The organism is uncultured Devosia sp. (assembly GCF_964244875.1).
In the GTDB taxonomy this organism is placed as follows: Bacteria; Pseudomonadota; Alphaproteobacteria; order Rhizobiales; family Devosiaceae; genus Devosia.
In genome coordinates, this window is sequence record NZ_CAXTKA010000002.1 from 352,578 (window position 1) to 368,437 (window position 15,860).

A 15,860-nucleotide genomic window follows, 5' to 3' on the forward strand; every position below is an offset into this window, starting at 1 on the left:
TGACTAAGAAACCGCCAGCCGCGATCCCACAAAGGCCTGGACTGCCTCCTGGGCACGCTCGGTCACCTGGGCAATCCTGCTGTCGCTGCTGAGTTGGGGCTCCATCTTTGCCAGCTTCTGCAGGTGCCGGGCCGCCAGATGGGTGAGTATGGTGTTGGGAATCCTGGCCACCGGGCTTCGGGTCAGCTTGCCGATCTTGCCTCTGGCGCCGCCCCGGCCGGTCGTTCCGACATAAAGTTCAAGCAGGTTGCTGGGCGCCAGCCGATGCATGCGCAGATCGATCGCAAGCGCCTCGGACCAGTCCAGCCATTTCATGTGATGACCCCAAAAGATCGGACGTGCCGCGACCCATGGCGTGCGCAAAGCGTCGGCGACGATGGCGCCGTGCATGGCTTCGGTGATCAGCAGCCTGGCGCCGCCGATCTGGGCCAGAACGGTTTCCACCGGATCGGTGGCATCGATCAGCTTGATCCCCGCCAGGGCACAGGCCTCTGCCCACAGGCCGCGCTCGAGGCTTTCGTAATGGGGCATGAAGGCGATGTCGACATCCTGGGCCTTGGGCGATGGGTCCATCGCCCGCAGCAGCACGGCGCTGTCGCAGATCGCCAGATCGGGCGACAGCTTGAGCAGATCGGCCGTGCGGGGGCCGCGTACGAAGCGGATATCCCAGGTGCCGTCATGCACGTCGGGCAGGCCCATATAGCCGGCATAGCCCGAGCCCATGACGAACTTGCGCGCCTGGGGCGGCAGGTGCGTGCCGATGATCGAGCCGATGCCGACGAACAGCTCGGCGGCGTCTTCGTCGAGAAAGCCGGGCGGCAGCAATTGCGGCCAGACATGCAGGTTCAACTCGTCGCCGAAATTGGGCACCTTGCCGCGGAAAAATACCAGCTTCATTCACATATTCCTTGTTGGTGGCCCGGTGTCACGGTGCTCAGGGCGCCAGTTGCAGTTCGGCCTTGATCACGTCGCCGGCCTCGAGCGCGGTGGTGTCGTCGGCGGCGATGTCCTCGCCCTGGCGGATGATGGTGTAGCGATAGGTGGCCACCGCCGCCCCGGTGCCCAGCGCCAGGCCGCTACCCAGCATGGCGTGCTGCACCAGGCCCTGCTGGGTGCCCAGCTTGAGCACCAGTCCGGCGATATCGGCATCGGCCTTCTGGCGCTCCAGCGTCAATTCGGAAATGCGCACGTCGCCCAGTTGCACGCGCTCCTTTTCGGCGTCCCCGATATCCTGGCGCGCCTGCAGCACGGCGGTATCGATGTCGAGCAGGCGGCCCTGCAGGTCGGCGACATTGGTTTCGAGCGCCGACACGCGCGACACGATGCTCAGCCCATCCTGGGCCAGGTTGCGCACATTGGTGAGCTGTTCCTCGGCCTGCGCCAATTGCCGCTCGATCGCCTGGCGCTTTTGCCCGAAGGTCTCGATTTCGCGGTTGAGCAGGGCCACGCGATCGTCCACCGCCGTGGTCTGGGACACCAATTGGCGGGCATGCGCCTCTAGAATCGACTGTTCCACCCCGATCAGCCCGGGCGCTGCCGGATTGTCGGCCAGTTCCGAGGGGATGGCGACGGCATCGGCATTGGCCAGTTCGGCATCGAGCCGGGCGCGCAATGCCAGAAGGCGCAAATGCTCGTCGTTGAGCACGTACAGCGCGCCGGTGGCGCTGATCAGGTCCCGGTCGGCCCCGGCTGCGTCCTCGGCGGTGCGGCGCGCGCCGCCGGCCAGGCTGAGCGCCTTGATGACGTTGAGGCCGGGGGAAAACTTGTACTCGCCGGGCGCCTCGACATCGCCGGTGACATAGACGGGCCCGAACTCGGCCACGGCGATGGTAACATCGGGGGCGTTGATCAGGCCCAGCGAGCGCTGCAGGCCCTGGCTGAGCGCGGTCGCCAGGGCATCGGTGGATTGCCCGGCGCTTTGGGTTTCGCCCACGAAGGGAAACGCCGTGGTGCCGGTGGGACCCACTACATAATCGCCCCCGATCGCCGTCCACTCCTCGAATTGCTGCTCGGCCGGCTTCCAATCGACGACGCGCACGGTGATCTTGTCGGAAATCGCCAGCTTGTAGGGGTCGGCCGCCAGCGCCGGACCGGCCAGAGGCAGCAGCGCAACGAGCATGGGCGCGAGCCGAAAAGGCCGAAATCGGCGGTGTGGCGAACCGGTCGCTATGTGCATGAGCCATTGCCTCGCATTTGGTTTGGTGCGCCGAAGCGTCGGTGCAAATATCGCCAGCAATTGGGCGAGGGCATGTTCTATGCCGCAACGGACCCGGCCGCCGCGCCGGTTTGGGTCGTTGTGCCAGACTAGCATGGGTTGTCATTGATGGGACCCGGCGGTGGTTCAACCCAGCCCTGCGCTCCCGGGGACGCTTGGGCAAGCCTGCATCGCCATTTGGTGCCGTCAGGAACTGCCTATATTATCGGCACCAACCCAGGCCCGCGCCCATATTTTGTCCAGCCTCCAGCTTTGTCGATCCAGCAACGCCTTGATTCACCACGGCTTTGCTGCTGGCACGGCACTTGCTCTATCAAGGGAGAGTAAGGAGCTAGGGTTCCGGCGTTCATCGAACGCGTCTGGTCCGAGAGCTACCACCGCGCGGGCGACATCCGCGCGGATGCACGGCGGGACAAAAGCCCGGGAGACCTCGATAGCCAAGGGATTGGCGCGATGGTTTCTGCCGATCCCTTGTTGTGAGACACGCAAAGGGGAATTGAGATGCGCATTCTTTCCAAGATCGCCGCGACACTGGCGTTTTCGGCGGCCCTTGCGGGCGCCATGACCAACCTGGCACAGGCCCAGGCCAAGACCGATTTCAAGGTCGCCTGGTCGATCTATGTCGGCTGGATGCCCTGGGGCTATGCTTCCGACACCGGCATCGTCAAGAAGTGGGCCGACACATACGGCATCACCATCGAGGTCACCCAGTTCAACGACTATGTGGAGTCGATGAACCAGTACACCGCCGGCGCCTTCGACGCGGTGACGCTGACCAATATGGATGGCCTGTCGATCCCTGCCGCCGGCGGAGTCGATACCACCGCCGTCATCATTGGCGACTTTTCCAACGGCAATGACGCGGTGATCCTCAAGGGCGCGACAGATCTCGCCGCCGTCAAGGGCCAGAAGGTCAACCTCGTCGAATTCTCCGTCTCCCATTATCTGCTCGCCCGCGCGCTCGAAAGCGCTGGCATGAGCGAGCGCGACGTCAATGTGGTCAACACCTCGGACCCCGACATGGTCGGAGCCTTCCAGACCGCCGATGTCACCGCCATGGTCACCTGGAACCCGATGGTTTCGGAAATCCTGGCGCTGCCCGACGCCACCAACGTCTTCGACAGCACCAAGATCCCCGGCGAAATCATCGACATGATGGTGGCGAACACCGAGGTGCTGAAAGACAATCCCGATTTCGGTAAGGCGCTGGCCGGCATCTGGTACGACACCATGGCCATCATGACCGCCGACACGCCCGAAGGCGCCGCCGCCCGCACCGCAATGGGCGTGGCCTCGGGCACCGACCAGGCGGGCTTCGAAGCCCAGCTCGCCGCCACCAAACTGTTCGACAAACCCGCCGACGCCGTAGCGTTCACCGCCTCGCCGGACTTGGCCACGACGATGGACAAGGTGCGCATCTTCCTGTTCGACAAGGGGCTGCTGGGTTCGGGCGCACCGTCGGCCGACGTCATCGGCATCGAACTGCCCGACGGCAAAGTGCTTGGGGATGCAGCGAACGTAAAGCTGCGGTTCACCGACGAGTATATGGCGGCCGCTGCGGCGGGGACGCTTTAGGGCCCCCTCATCCGGCGCTACGCGCCACCTTCTCCCACGAGGGGAGAAGCGGTCGACTGCGATCTTTCGGCTCCGTCCCCTTCTCCCCTTGTGGGAGAAGGTGCCCAACGGGCGGATGAGGGGTTGCTTCCACGTCATCAACCCAAGCGACACCACTCCATGCGCTGGATCAACACCAAGCCCACAAGCGCTAGCCAAATCGCGCTGATGCTCGCGCCGTTCGTGCTGCTGATCGTCGCCTATGGCTTCGGCTCGGCCGCGCGCCTGGCCGACAACCCCAGCGACAAACTCCTTCCCGCGCTGCAAACCCTGACCGATACCATCAACCGCATGGCGTTCCAGGCCGATCCGCGCACCGGCGAATACCTGCTCTGGTCCGATACCGGCGCCAGCCTCGTCCGCCTGTTCTCCGCGCTCGGCATCGCCACACTGATCGCCCTGGTCCTGGGCATGGTCATCGGCATGCTGCCTTACGTCCGGGCGCTGCTCGCGCCGTTCGTCGCCACCATTTCGATGGTGCCGCCCCTGGCGCTGCTGCCCATTCTCTTCATCGTCCTCGGCCTCGGGGAAACCTCCAAGATCACCCTGATCGTCATCGGCGTCACCCCCGCGATTATCCGTGATCTCGCCCTCAAGGTGCTCGAACTGCCGCGCGAACAGCTCATCAAGGCGCAAACCCTGGGCGCTTCCTCCTGGCAGATCGCGCTCCGCGTGGTCCTGCCGCAAGTGCTGCCGCGCCTCGTCACGTGCCTGCGGCTCCAGCTTGGCCCCGCCTGGCTGTTCCTGATCGCTGCCGAAGCCATCTCGTCGGATTCCGGCCTCGGCTATCGCATCTTCCTCGTCCGCCGCTACCTCTCCATGGACGTGATCTTCCCCTATGTGCTGTGGATCACGCTGCTCGCCGTGCTCACCAATTTCGCGCTCGATCGGTTGCGCATCGCCGTCTTCCCCTGGTCGAACCTGGAGGCACGCTGATGAGCCAGATCGTGCTCGACAAGGTCTGGAAGGAATATGGCGACCAGATCGTCTTGGAGCGCATCTCGCTGACCATTGCGTCGCGCGCCTTTGTCGCCCTGGTCGGCCCCTCCGGCTGCGGCAAGACCACGTTCCTCAAGATGCTGCTGGGCGAGGAGGCCCCGAGCCAGGGCACCATTACCCTTGATGGCGTCCCCTTGATCGCTGAGCCTGGCCCCGATCGCGGCGTGGTGTTCCAGCGCTATTCGGTGTTTCCGCACCTGACCGTTCTGGGCAATGTGCTGCTCGGCAAGGTGTTCAAACGCTCGCCCATCGCTGCGCGCCTGTTCGGCGCCGAACGCCGCGCCGCGCTGGACGAGGCCATGGCACTGATCGCCGAAGTGGGGCTTGGTGGCGCCGAAACCAAATATCCGGCCCAGCTTTCCGGCGGCATGCAGCAGCGCCTCGCCTTGGCGCAGGCCCTGATCATGAAGCCCAGGGTATTGCTGCTCGACGAACCGTTCGGCGCGCTCGATCCGGGCATTCGCGCCGAAATCCATGTGCTGATGAAACGCCTCTGGGACGAGACGGAACTGACCGTGGTCATGGTCACCCATGACATGCGCGAGGCCTTTACCCTGGGCACCCGCGTCATCGCCTTCGAGCGCCCCCGTGACCGACCCGAGGAGCGCGAGCGCTACGGCGCCGTGCTCAGCCGGGATATCGATATCTGGCCGCCCCGCATCGCCGGCGAGCCGAGCATTTTTGCCCCCGACCGGGACGACCCGGTCCTTCCTTTGGGACTTGGCCGGGACGACCCGGCGCCACAAGGAGACGCGCCATGAGCCGCACGCCAGACCAGATCGCCGCCGACCGCGCGCGCTACGATGAGCACCAGCGCAGGGGGTTGCAGAACGCCCCCAAAGCCCTGCCCGGCCCCAGCGTTATTCCGGCGGCGCCGATCACCAATCCGATCCATGCCGAAACCATTCCGGGCGGCTGGTACTGGTCGAGCACGCTCAAGGCCGGCGACACCATCCGCATCGCGCAGGAACACGGCCCCGCCGCTGTCGCCATGATCGCCTGGAGCTTGGCAGACACCAGCGAGCGCCTCAACCTGCCCGATACCGTCAAGGTGCAATGGACCACCGCCATCGCCAGGGGCCGCGTGCTGTTCTCGGACATGGGCCGCGTCATGCTTTCGGTCACCGAAGCCGCCTCGTCCGCCCATGACGGCCTGGTCGGCGGCTCGACTGCCGCGTCGAACGCCGCCAAATATGCCGGCGACACGCGCAACACCCGCGATAATTTCATCCTCGTCGCCGGCAAGCTCGGCCTCGACCGCCGCGATATTCCTTCGGCGCTGACCTTCTTCGCCCCGGTCCGCGTCCTGGACGACGGCAATTTCGTCTGGCGCGAAGACCTGCGCCGGCCTGGCGACTATGTCGACCTGCGCGCCGAGATGGACCTCGTCATCGGCCTCTCCAACTGCCCCCATCCGCTCGATCCTAGCCCCGACTATGCGCCCCGGCCAGTCGAAGTCACCCGCTACCGCGCCGCACCGCCTGCGGCCGATGACCTCTGCCGCACCGCGACCGCCGAAGCCGTGCGCGGCTTTGAAAACAACGCCTTGCAGAGCGCGTGAGGAGAACACCATGGATCACCTCATTCCCGCCGAAAAGCCTTGGTCCGGCGTTGTCCGCAAGGGCCAGACCATTCGCATCATCGACAGCGAAGGCCAGCAGGCCATCGATACCCTGTTCTACAAGGCCGATGATTTTTCCGAGCGCTATAGTGGCCAGGACACGCTGCGCGTCCAGGGCAATGCCTATATCGGGGTCGGCACGCGCCTCATATCCAACGAGGGCAATGTCATGCTGACGGTCACCGCCGATAGTTGCGGGCGCCACGACACCTCCGCCGGCGCCTGCTCGTGCGAAAGCAACAGCGTCCGCTTTGGCCACGACACTAGATACCTGCACGCCTGCCGCGACAACTTCGTGCTCGAAGTCACCAAGCACGGCATGTCCAAGCGCGATATCGTCCCCAATATCAACTTCTTCATGAACGTGCCGATCCAGTCCTCCGGGCAGATGACCATCGTCGACGGCCTCTCCAAACCCGGCGACCACATCGAACTTCTCGCCGCCATGGACGTCCTCTGCGTCATCTCCAACTGCCCCCAGGTCAACAACCCCTGCAACGGCTTCAACCCCACCCCCATCCGCGTCGTGATCTCGGGTGGGCCGAATGAATAGACAGCAAGGTCAGACGCGGCCCCCTCATCCGGCGCTGCGCGCCACCTTCTCCCACGAGGGGAGAAGGGTAACGACTGAGAATTCTCGGCTCCGTCCCCTTCTCCCCTCGTGGGAGAAGGTGCCCGAAGGGCGGATGAGGGGGCCTTTCTCTGATGTTCTCTAAAGTCCTCATCGCCAATCGTGGCGAAATCGCCGTGCGCATCATCAAAACCTTGCGCCGCATGGGCATCGCCTCCGTCGCCGTCTATTCGGACGCCGACCGCTTCACCAAAGCCGTGCAACTCGCCGACGAAGCCGTGCGCCTCGGCCCTGCCCCCGCCACGGACAGCTATCTGAACGTCGATGCCGTCATCGCCGCATGCCGCGCCACCGGCGCTGAAGCCGTCCATCCCGGCTATGGCTTCCTCAGCGAGAACATCGCCTTTGCCACGCGCCTCGCTGCCGAGGGCATCGCCTTTATCGGGCCTACCCCGGCCAATATCGAAGCCTTCGGCCTCAAGCACACCGCGCGCGAACTGGCCAAGGCCAGCGGCGTCCCCCTCCTGCCCGGTACCGACCTGCTCGCCAGCGCCGAAGCGGCCCTGGCCGCAGCGCAAACCATCGGCTATCCGGTCATGCTCAAGTCCACCGCTGGCGGCGGCGGCATCGGCATGCAGTTGTGTGCAGACGCCCAGGCCCTCGCCGCCGCCTTCGCCAGCGTCCAGCGCACCGCAACCGCCAGCTTCGGTGATGCTCGTGTCTATATCGAACGCTTTGTCGCCGACGCGCGCCACGTCGAAGTGCAGATCTTCGGCGACGGGCAAGGCCGCGTCATCGCGCTGGGCGAACGCGATTGCTCGCTGCAGCGCCGCAACCAGAAGGTGGTCGAGGAAACCCCCGCGCCCGGCCTCTCCGACGCCGTCCGTACGCGCCTCCACAAGGCCGCCACCGATCTCGGCGCCGCTGTCCAATACGCGTCTGCCGGCACGGTCGAATTCATCTACGACCCCGTCCGCGAGGACTTCTATTTCCTCGAGGTCAACACCCGCCTTCAGGTCGAGCACCCCGTCACCGAAGCGGTATTCAACATCGACCTGGTCGAATGGATGATCCGCCAGGCCGCCGGCGAAGACGTCATCGGCACCGCTGGCTCGCTGACGCCGGTTGGCGCCGCGATCGAAGTGCGCGTCTATGCCGAAATTCCCCATGCCAATTTCCAGCCCAGCGCGGGCCTGCTGACCGAGGTCGCATTCCCCGATTTCGCCCGCGTCGATACCTGGATCGAGACCGGAACCGAGGTCACTCCCTTTTACGACCCAATGCTGGCTAAAGTGATTGTCGCGGGTAGCGATCGGGTAACCGCAATTGCCAATTTGCGACATGTGCTGAAGCACATTTCGATCGCCGGGATCGAGACCAACCTCGCCTACCTTCGCGCCATCGCCGCCTCAGATCTGCTCGCCAGCGGCGAGGTCGCCACCACCGCCCTGCGCGATTTCGCCTTTGTCCCCGATGTGGTCGAAGTCCTTGTTCCCGGTGCACAATCCAGCTTGCAGGAGCTCCCCGGGCGCCTCGGCCTTTGGCATGTCGGCGTCCCCCCCAGCGGCCCCATGGACGGCCGCTCGTTCCGCCACGCCAATCGCCTGGTCGGCAATAACGACGTCACCGCCGCCCTCGAGCTCACCATGGCCGGCCCGACCCTGCGGTTCCACTCCGACGTCGTCGTCGCCCTCGCCGGCGCCAAAATGCCGATGAAACTCAATGATTTATCCGTCACGCATGACGCCGCCATCGCCGTCAAGGCCGGCGATATCCTCACCATCGGCACCATCGATGGCGCCGGCCAGCGCAGCTACCTCGCCGTCGCCGGCGGCTTCGCCGCTCCGGTCGTCCTCGGATCGCGCGCGACGTTCGGACTCGGCCAATTCGGTGGTCACGCTACCGGCACCCTCAAGGCCGGCCAGGTGCTGCATCTCGCCCGGCATACACAACAAGACGTCCAGCATGCCGGGGCTCACCCGCCTCTCACCCGGCACTGGGATGTCGGCGTGCTCTATGGTCCGCATGGCGCCCCGGACTTCTTCCAGCCGGGCGATATCGAGACCTTGTTCACCACGGACTACGAGGTCCATTTCAACAGCGCCCGCACCGGCGTTCGCCTCATTGGCCCGGCGCCGAAGTGGGCGCGCACGGATGGCGGCGAGGCCGGCCTGCATCCATCCAACCTGCACGACAACGCCTATGCCGTTGGCGCCATTGACTTTACCGGCGACATGCCCATCATTCTTGGACCCGATGGTCCGAGCCTTGGCGGCTTCGTCTGCCCTGCCGTGATCGCCCGGGACGAGCAGTGGAAGATGGGTCAGTTCAAGCCCGGCGACACCATCCGCTTCCATCCCCTCGCCCGCGAGGGAGACCCCATCGCCGGCCCGGCGATCCGCCGGCCTTCGGACTTGGGCTCTCCCATTGTCGGCCAGAGCGACGCCGGTCCGGTCCCGGTCATTTACCGCCGCCAGGGCGATGATAACCTCCTGGTCGAGTATGGCGCGATGTCGCTCGACATCGCGCTGCGACTGCGAGTTCATCTCCTGCTGGAAGCTGTCAAAAACTCCCATTTGCCGGGCATTATCGACCTGACGCCGGGCATCCGCTCGCTGCAAATTCACTATGACGGCACCACAATCACACGCATGCGGCTCCTAGGTCTGCTCGCCGAAATCGAGGCCACGCTCCCGCCTGCCGAGGCCGTCACCGTGCCCAGTCGCATCGTGCATCTGCCGCTGTCGTGGAACGATCCCGATGCCAGGCTGGCGATGAAGAAATATCGGGACCTGGTGCGCCCCAATGCGCCCTGGGCGCCGGACAATATCGAATTCATTCGTCGTATCAATGGCATAGAGAGCGTGGAAGCGGTCAGGCGTATCGTCTTCGACGCCAGCTATCTGGTGCTTGGGCTGGGCGATGTCTATCTCGGAGCGCCCGTCGCCACCCCGATGGACCCGCGCCATCGCCTGGTCACCACCAAATATAATCCGGCCCGCACCTGGACCCCGGAAAACGCCGTCGGCATTGGTGGCGCTTATATGTGCATCTATGGCATGGAGGGGCCGGGCGGATACCAGTTGGTGGGGCGCACCATCCAGGTCTGGAACACCTGGCGCTCGACACCGGAGTTTGCGCCGGGCAAGCCGTGGCTGCTGAATTTTTTCGACCAGATCCGGTTTTTTCCCGTCGAGCACCAGGAGCTTACCGAGGCCCGTGCCGCTTTTCCGCATGGCGCCTACCCGATCAGAATCGAGGAAACGCAGTTCTCCTACGGCGACTATGCCCGCGATTTGGCCGCCAATGCCCAATCCATCACCGCCTTCAAGACCGGCCAGCAAGCCGCCTTTGATGCCGAGCGCCAGCGCTGGAAGGACCAAGGCCTCGACAGCTTTGTTCCCGAGGATGCCGGCAATGCCGTGCCGGAGGGCGAGATGCCGGCCGGTTGCTTTGGCGTCGGCAGCAGCGTTCCGGGCAATGTCTGGAAAATCCTCGTGGACGATGGCGCCCCGGTTGCTGCCGGCGATGGCGTCGCCATCATCGAATCCATGAAAATGGAAATCACCGTCACCGCCCATGCCGCCGGCAGGGTCCGCGATATCCGCGCCCTGCCCGGCCGCACCGTCAAAACCGGCGACGTCATCGTCGTGCTGGAGGAGCTCTAACATGCTGCCGATCATTCTCGACCTTGCCAGCCTCAGGGCGCTCTATGCCGATGGCACCGCGACCCCGCTCGATGTCATCGAGGCGGTGATCGAACGCCGTGCCGCCTGGCCCGACAAGGCGGTTTTCATCACAGAGGCGAGTGATGCGGACCTGCGCGCCGCCGCCCGAGCGTTGATGGCGCAGCACCCCCAGCCCAACAGCCTGCCGCTTTGGGGCATTCCTTTTGCCGCCAAGGACAATATCGATGCGGCCGGGTTTGCTACCACCGCCGCCTGCCCCGCCTTCGCCTACCAGCCCGCGGGGGATGCCACGGTCGTGGCGCGGTTGCGGGCCGCAGGTGCCATTCTGATCGGCAAGACCAATCTGGATCAATTCGCCACCGGGCTCAATGGAACGCGTTCGCCCCATGGCGCGCCGCGCTCGGTGTTCGATGCCACTTATGTGTCGGGCGGCTCCAGTTCCGGCTCGGGTGTTGCGGTGGCCGCGGGTTTTGCCAGCTTTTCGCTCGGCACCGACACGGCAGGTTCGGGCCGCATTCCCGCAGCATTCCAGAACCTGGTGGGAATCAAGCCGACGCCGGGTCTGCTGCCCAATAGCGGGGTCGTGCCGGCCTGCCGCAGCATCGATTGCGTGACCATTTTTGCCGGCACGGTCGGCGATGGCGTCACTGTGCGCCGCATCGCCGAGGGCTTCGACGCTGCCGATCCATTCTCACGCCGCCCGCAATGGGCGGAGCTGCCGGTAGCGGGCTTGCGCATTGGCGTGTTGAATGAGACCGAGCGGGAATTTTTCGGCAATAACGAGGTAGAGACGCTCTACGACACGGCGATCGAGAACGCACGCGCGCTGGGCGCAACGATCGTGGCGTTCGATTATGCGCCGTTCCGCGAGGCTGCAGCGCTGCTCTATGACGGCCCCTGGGTTGCCGAACGGTTGGCGGCGGTCGAAGGCTTTCTGGCGAGCAATGCGAAGGATTTCGACCCGGTGGTGCGCGGCATCATCGAAGGCGCAACGGGCAAGACTGCCGTGCAGGCGTTCAACGGCAAGTACAAGCTCGAAGCGCTCCGCCGGCAGACCGAGGCCACCTGGCAAGAGGTCGATGTGCTGTTGTTGCCGACATCGCCGACCACCTACACGGTCGCCGAAATGCTGGCCGATCCCGTCCGCAAGAACAGCCATTTCGGACGCTACACCAATTTCGTCAACCTGCTCGATTGTGCCGCCATCGCCGTCCCGGCGGGCTTTGACAGCGACGACCATTTGCCGGCCGGGGTCACCTTGATCGCGCCGGCGTTTACCGACGAGGCGCTGGCGCCGCTTGCCGATGCCCTGCATCGCCTGGGCGCACGCGGCATGGGCCGTGACAAGGGCGCGGTTTTGCCCGAAGCCAGCCAGATTTCCCCAGCCCCCGGCGCGTTGATCCCGCTTGTCGCGGTCGGCGCGCATCTGAGCGGCATGCCGCTCAATGGGGAAATCACCGGTGCTGGCGGCCGGTTGATCAAAAGCTGCCGCACGGCGAGCGACTATCGCCTTTATGCCCTCCCGGGCACGGTGCCGCCCAAGCCGGGCATGATCCGTGAGCCTGGCTTTGCCGGTCCGGGTCTTGCGGTTGAAGTCTGGGCCTTGTCGCCCCAGGCGTTCGGACAATTCGTGGCCCGGATTCCGGCGCCGCTCGGCGTCGGCAAGATCAGCCTTGATGACGGGAGCAGCGTATCCGGCTTTTTGTGCGAGCCCCATGCGCTGACCGGCGCCGAAGAAGTCACCCAGCATGGCGGCTGGCGCGCCTTCATCGCCTCGCGCCAGCCTGTGGGGCCTGGGCCAAAGTAGAGCTGGAGCGAGGGCCTATCCGATGCCGGCAGGACGGGGTGTGCCGGCAACAGAGCCATGGCGGGCCCGATGGCCGAAATCTACGACAGCACTTTTTCCAGAAGGGACTGCTGCTCGATATCGTTGCGGATGTGATCGAGCACGAGGTCCGCCTCATGCGGTTCGTTGACCGAGGGCAGGCTTTCCTCGACCGGCACGGACACCATGAGCCCGCCATTTTCAATGATGCGCATCTGCTCGATCGATTCCAGCGTCTCCACGACCCCTGGCGGCATCGCCGATAGGTCCATCAGGTAATCGCGGCGATAGGCGATCAGCCCGAGCACCTTGCGGATATAACGCTGCTGGTCGGCAAAGGCCGCCGTCGAGGGCGAGCGGCGGAACGCATAGATCCAGCGGCCCGACGGCGCTACGCTGCATTTGACGAAGGAATGGCGGTCGAGTTCCTCGGGCTCGTTGATCGGGGCCGTGGCATTCCACGCGTCGCCGCCCGGCTCGGTATTGATTGCGGCAATGACCTGCTCGACATGGCGCGGCAACAGCAGCGGTTCATCCCCCTGCAACAGCAGCACATGGGTACAATCCAGCTTGGCGACCGCTTCGGCAACCCGGCTGGTGCCGTTGCGATGAGTGTCCGCCGTCATGATCACCTTGCCGCCCGAACCGGCAACGGCATCGGCAATTTCGGTGTCGCAGGTGGCGACATAGACATCCTCGAGCCCGCTGGCGAGCAGCGCCCGTCGACGGACATGCTCGATCATGGGCACGCCGGCAAACGGAAACAGGATCTTGCGCGGGAACCTGACCGAGGCGAGATGGGACGGAATGACGGCGATGATCCTGGTCATTTGAACCCTTATTGGGGCAAGACGCCGCAATCGACATTGATGCATTGTCCGGTGATGGCGGAGGCGCCTTCGGAAGCGAGGAACAGCGCCATATTGGTGACTTCCTCGCCGGTGGGCAGCCGGCCCAGAGCTGTCTGGCTTGCGGTGAAACCGGCAAGAAAACTCTCGGGATCGCCCCTGGCCGGCGACCAATCCGTCATCAGGGCATCCATTAGGCCAGGGGTGCGGACCAGCACCGGGCAGAGCGCGTTGACGCGAATGCGCTGCGGTCCAAGTTCCTTGGCCAGCGATTGGGTTAGCCCGTTCATGGCAAACTTGGTGGCCACATACATCGCATTGTTGGAGGTCCCGCGCTTTCCCGCCAGGCTGGAAATATTGATGATGGCGCCGCCGTCCGTCATCGCGGCGGCAGCCGCCTTGCACCCCCAGAACGCCCCCTTGAGATTGACATTCATCATGCCGTCGAAAAAGTCGCTATCGATCGCACCGATCGGCCGCCAGGCCGAAAAACCGGCATTGTTGATATAAACGTCGGCCCGTCCCGTCCACTCGATCGCCGTGTCGACGAGCCGCTGATGGTCCGCCTCATGCTGCACATCGGTGGGGACAAAACGGACCTGGTCGGGGGACACCTCCTCAATGCCGCTGGCATTGCGGGCGCCGACCACTACGGCGTAGCCGGCGGCCACGAAGCCTTCGGTGAGCGAGCGGCCAATGCCGCGACTGCCCCCGGTAATGATGACTGTGCGCTGCATCGCTCAGATCGTCATGGCCGAATAGCCACCATCAACCGCGATCTCGGCGCCGGTCACGAAGCCCGAAGCATCGGAGGCGAGCCAGATCATTGCACCCACGAGCTCGGACACCTCGCCATAGCGCCCCATCGGCGTATGGCCCAAGATGGCAGCCTCGCGATCGGGGGTGATGAAGTTCTTGCGGTTCCATTCGGTGGGAAAGAAGCCTGGGCGAATGGCATTGACGCGGACACCCTGCTTGGCCCATTCCCGGCCCAGATTTTGCGTCAGGTTCTTGATGCCCGCCTTGGCGACCGAGTATGGGAAGGCCTTGGACAGCGGCGGGCCGGCCGATGCGGACGAAATATTGATGATATTGCCGCGCCCGTTCGCGACCATGTGCTCGCCGAACACCTGGCAGCCCAGGAAGGTGCTGGTGATCTGGGAATCCATCACCCTGTTCCATTCCTCAAGTTCCATCTCGAAGAACGGAGTCGAGCTGTTGATGCCCGCCCCGTTGACCAGGATATCGACCGGCCCAAATGGTTCGACGGTCGCGGCCAGGGCGGCGGAAAAATCGGCCTTGCTTGTGGCATCGAGGGCCACGCCGATCGCCTGGCCGCCGGCATCGCGGATTTGCCCGGCCACTGCCTCTGCCTTTTCGAGGCGAAGATCGAGAATGGCAAGCTTGCAGCCGGCCTTGCCGAAGCCGCGCGCCATTTCCCCGCACAGATGTCCGCCGCCACCGGTAACGGCCACCACGCGGCCGGACAGGTCAAACAGCTGCTTTACAAATTCTGACATGTCAGTTCCTGAACTGGTCGACGACGGCGCCGGTCTGCTCCGCCCACTTCCAGAGCACGAACAGGTCGGAGCCCAGAATGACGAAGGTATAGCCCTGGTCGAACACGTCCTGCACGGCTTCGCTCGAAACCTGCTGGAGCTGGGTGCAGCAGCTCTTGTTGTGCCGCGCGCAGGCCTCGACCACCGTCTTGGCAGCGGCGCGGACCAGGGGATGGTTGATCTGGCCCGGCACGCCGAGCGAGCCCGAAATATCGTAGGGACCCACCATCACGCCGTCGACTTCATCGAATGCCAGGAGCTCATCGATGTTTTCCACGCCGGTGATCGATTCGACCTGGATGATGAAGCTCGATGTCGCATTCCACTCGGTGATGTAGCTGTCGAAATCGAACCCATAACCGTGGGCGCGATTGACGCCATAGCTGCGGCGCCCGACGGGCGGGAACTTGAGGTCCCGAACCAGATTGCGCACCTGTTCGGCGGTCTCGACCATCTGGATGATCATGCCGTCGGCACCGGCCTCCAGCAGCGGCTTGATGATATCATTGCTGTGCGAAACCGGTCGCGGCAGGCAGGTCGTGCCCTCGGCATGGCACGAGGTGATGATGTGCTTGGCCTGCTCCAATGAGATCGTGGTGTGCTCCATGTCGATCGCGATGAAATCAAAGCCGGCACGCGCGAACGTCTCCGTGATGGCCGGGTCGGGATACGAGACCCAGCCCCCGAACGCCCGTTCGCGGTTGCGAAGCTTTGATTTCAGTGCCTTGCGGCGCGCAATTTGATCGGCAAATGTCATCGGAAAACCACGGTTGTTTGCCGAAGCTGTATCATCAGGTTCCGCGCGCCGACAACTGCTTCCTGCGGGCAGGTACCGACGATCATCTTGATCTCCAGGGCCACTTTGGCAAGCCAGGTTGCCGTTGCGATCCCGGCCCCTACGATGAAGCGGGATGATCAC

Annotated in this window: 13 protein-coding genes and 1 riboswitch; of the genes, 7 read left to right on the forward strand and 6 right to left on the reverse strand. The window is 64.5% G+C overall.

Annotation, left to right across the window (positions count from 1 at the left end; translation table 11 throughout):
- Positions 1–3: 3 nt before the first annotated feature.
- Both ACFE8X_RS04160 and ACFE8X_RS04165 read right to left on the reverse strand, forming a co-directional pair.
- Entirely contained in the window at positions 4–897 is an 894-nt protein-coding gene (locus ACFE8X_RS04160) for a polysaccharide pyruvyl transferase family protein (RefSeq protein WP_375450191.1), read from the reverse strand.
- 37 nt (positions 898–934) lie between these two features.
- Entirely contained in the window at positions 935–2,119 is a 1,185-nt protein-coding gene (locus ACFE8X_RS04165) for a polysaccharide biosynthesis/export family protein (RefSeq protein WP_375450192.1), read from the reverse strand.
- Positions 2,120–2,535: 416 nt separating this feature from the next.
- Positions 2,536–2,644: riboswitch (guanidine-I (ykkC/yxkD leader) on the forward strand.
- A gap of 72 nt (positions 2,645–2,716) precedes the next feature.
- On the opposite strand from ACFE8X_RS04165, the gene ACFE8X_RS04170 reads away from it, so the two are divergent.
- From ACFE8X_RS04170 to atzF, 7 genes are all read left to right on the forward strand, one after another.
- Positions 2,717–3,790 carry a putative urea ABC transporter substrate-binding protein gene (locus tag ACFE8X_RS04170; RefSeq protein ID WP_375450193.1) on the forward strand — a complete coding sequence of 358 codons (1,074 nt, stop codon included), beginning with the start codon at positions 2,717–2,719 and terminating at the stop codon, positions 3,788–3,790.
- A 159-nt stretch (positions 3,791–3,949) separates the two neighbouring features.
- Positions 3,950–4,765 (forward strand): ABC transporter permease, encoded by an 816-nt coding sequence (locus tag ACFE8X_RS04175; protein WP_375450194.1) that lies wholly within the window; start codon positions 3,950–3,952, stop codon positions 4,763–4,765.
- Entirely contained in the window at positions 4,765–5,589 is an 825-nt protein-coding gene (locus tag ACFE8X_RS04180) for an ABC transporter ATP-binding protein (RefSeq protein WP_375450195.1), read from the forward strand. Before ACFE8X_RS04175 ends, ACFE8X_RS04180 begins: the two co-directional genes overlap by 1 nt.
- On the forward strand, positions 5,586–6,389 hold the full coding sequence (locus ACFE8X_RS04185; RefSeq protein WP_375450196.1) for an urea amidolyase associated protein UAAP1: 804 nt from the start codon (positions 5,586–5,588) through the stop codon (positions 6,387–6,389). Before ACFE8X_RS04180 ends, ACFE8X_RS04185 begins: the two co-directional genes overlap by 4 nt.
- 10 nt (positions 6,390–6,399) lie before the next feature.
- The gene (locus ACFE8X_RS04190; RefSeq protein WP_375450197.1) at positions 6,400–7,002 is read left to right on the forward strand and encodes an urea amidolyase associated protein UAAP2; all 603 of its coding nucleotides are present in this window, start codon (positions 6,400–6,402) and stop codon (positions 7,000–7,002) included.
- 152 nt (positions 7,003–7,154) lie between these two features.
- On the forward strand, positions 7,155–10,688 hold the full coding sequence (gene uca / locus ACFE8X_RS04195) for an urea carboxylase (RefSeq protein WP_375450198.1): 3,534 nt from the start codon (positions 7,155–7,157) through the stop codon (positions 10,686–10,688).
- A gap of 1 nt (position 10,689) precedes the next feature.
- The gene (atzF, locus tag ACFE8X_RS04200; RefSeq protein WP_375450199.1) at positions 10,690–12,516 is read left to right on the forward strand and encodes an allophanate hydrolase; all 1,827 of its coding nucleotides are present in this window, start codon (positions 10,690–10,692) and stop codon (positions 12,514–12,516) included.
- A gap of 80 nt (positions 12,517–12,596) precedes the next feature.
- On the opposite strand, the gene ACFE8X_RS04205 is transcribed toward atzF, so the two are convergent.
- Genes ACFE8X_RS04205 through ACFE8X_RS04220 form a run of 4 tightly spaced genes read right to left on the reverse strand, consistent with a single transcriptional unit; the run spans position 12,597 to position 15,698 of the window.
- Positions 12,597–13,364, reverse strand: a complete 768-nt coding sequence (locus ACFE8X_RS04205; protein WP_375450200.1) for a cytidylyltransferase domain-containing protein — start codon at positions 13,362–13,364, stop codon at positions 12,597–12,599.
- Between the two features lie 8 nt (positions 13,365–13,372).
- Positions 13,373–14,119 carry an SDR family NAD(P)-dependent oxidoreductase gene (locus ACFE8X_RS04210; RefSeq protein WP_375450201.1) on the reverse strand — a complete coding sequence of 249 codons (747 nt, stop codon included), beginning with the start codon at positions 14,117–14,119 and terminating at the stop codon, positions 13,373–13,375.
- 3 nt (positions 14,120–14,122) lie between these two features.
- On the reverse strand, positions 14,123–14,902 hold the full coding sequence (locus ACFE8X_RS04215; protein WP_375450202.1) for an SDR family oxidoreductase: 780 nt from the start codon (positions 14,900–14,902) through the stop codon (positions 14,123–14,125).
- Between the two features lies 1 nt (position 14,903).
- Positions 14,904–15,698 (reverse strand): HpcH/HpaI aldolase/citrate lyase family protein, encoded by a 795-nt coding sequence (locus ACFE8X_RS04220; RefSeq protein WP_375450203.1) that lies wholly within the window; start codon positions 15,696–15,698, stop codon positions 14,904–14,906.
- Positions 15,699–15,860: the final 162 nt, after the last annotated feature.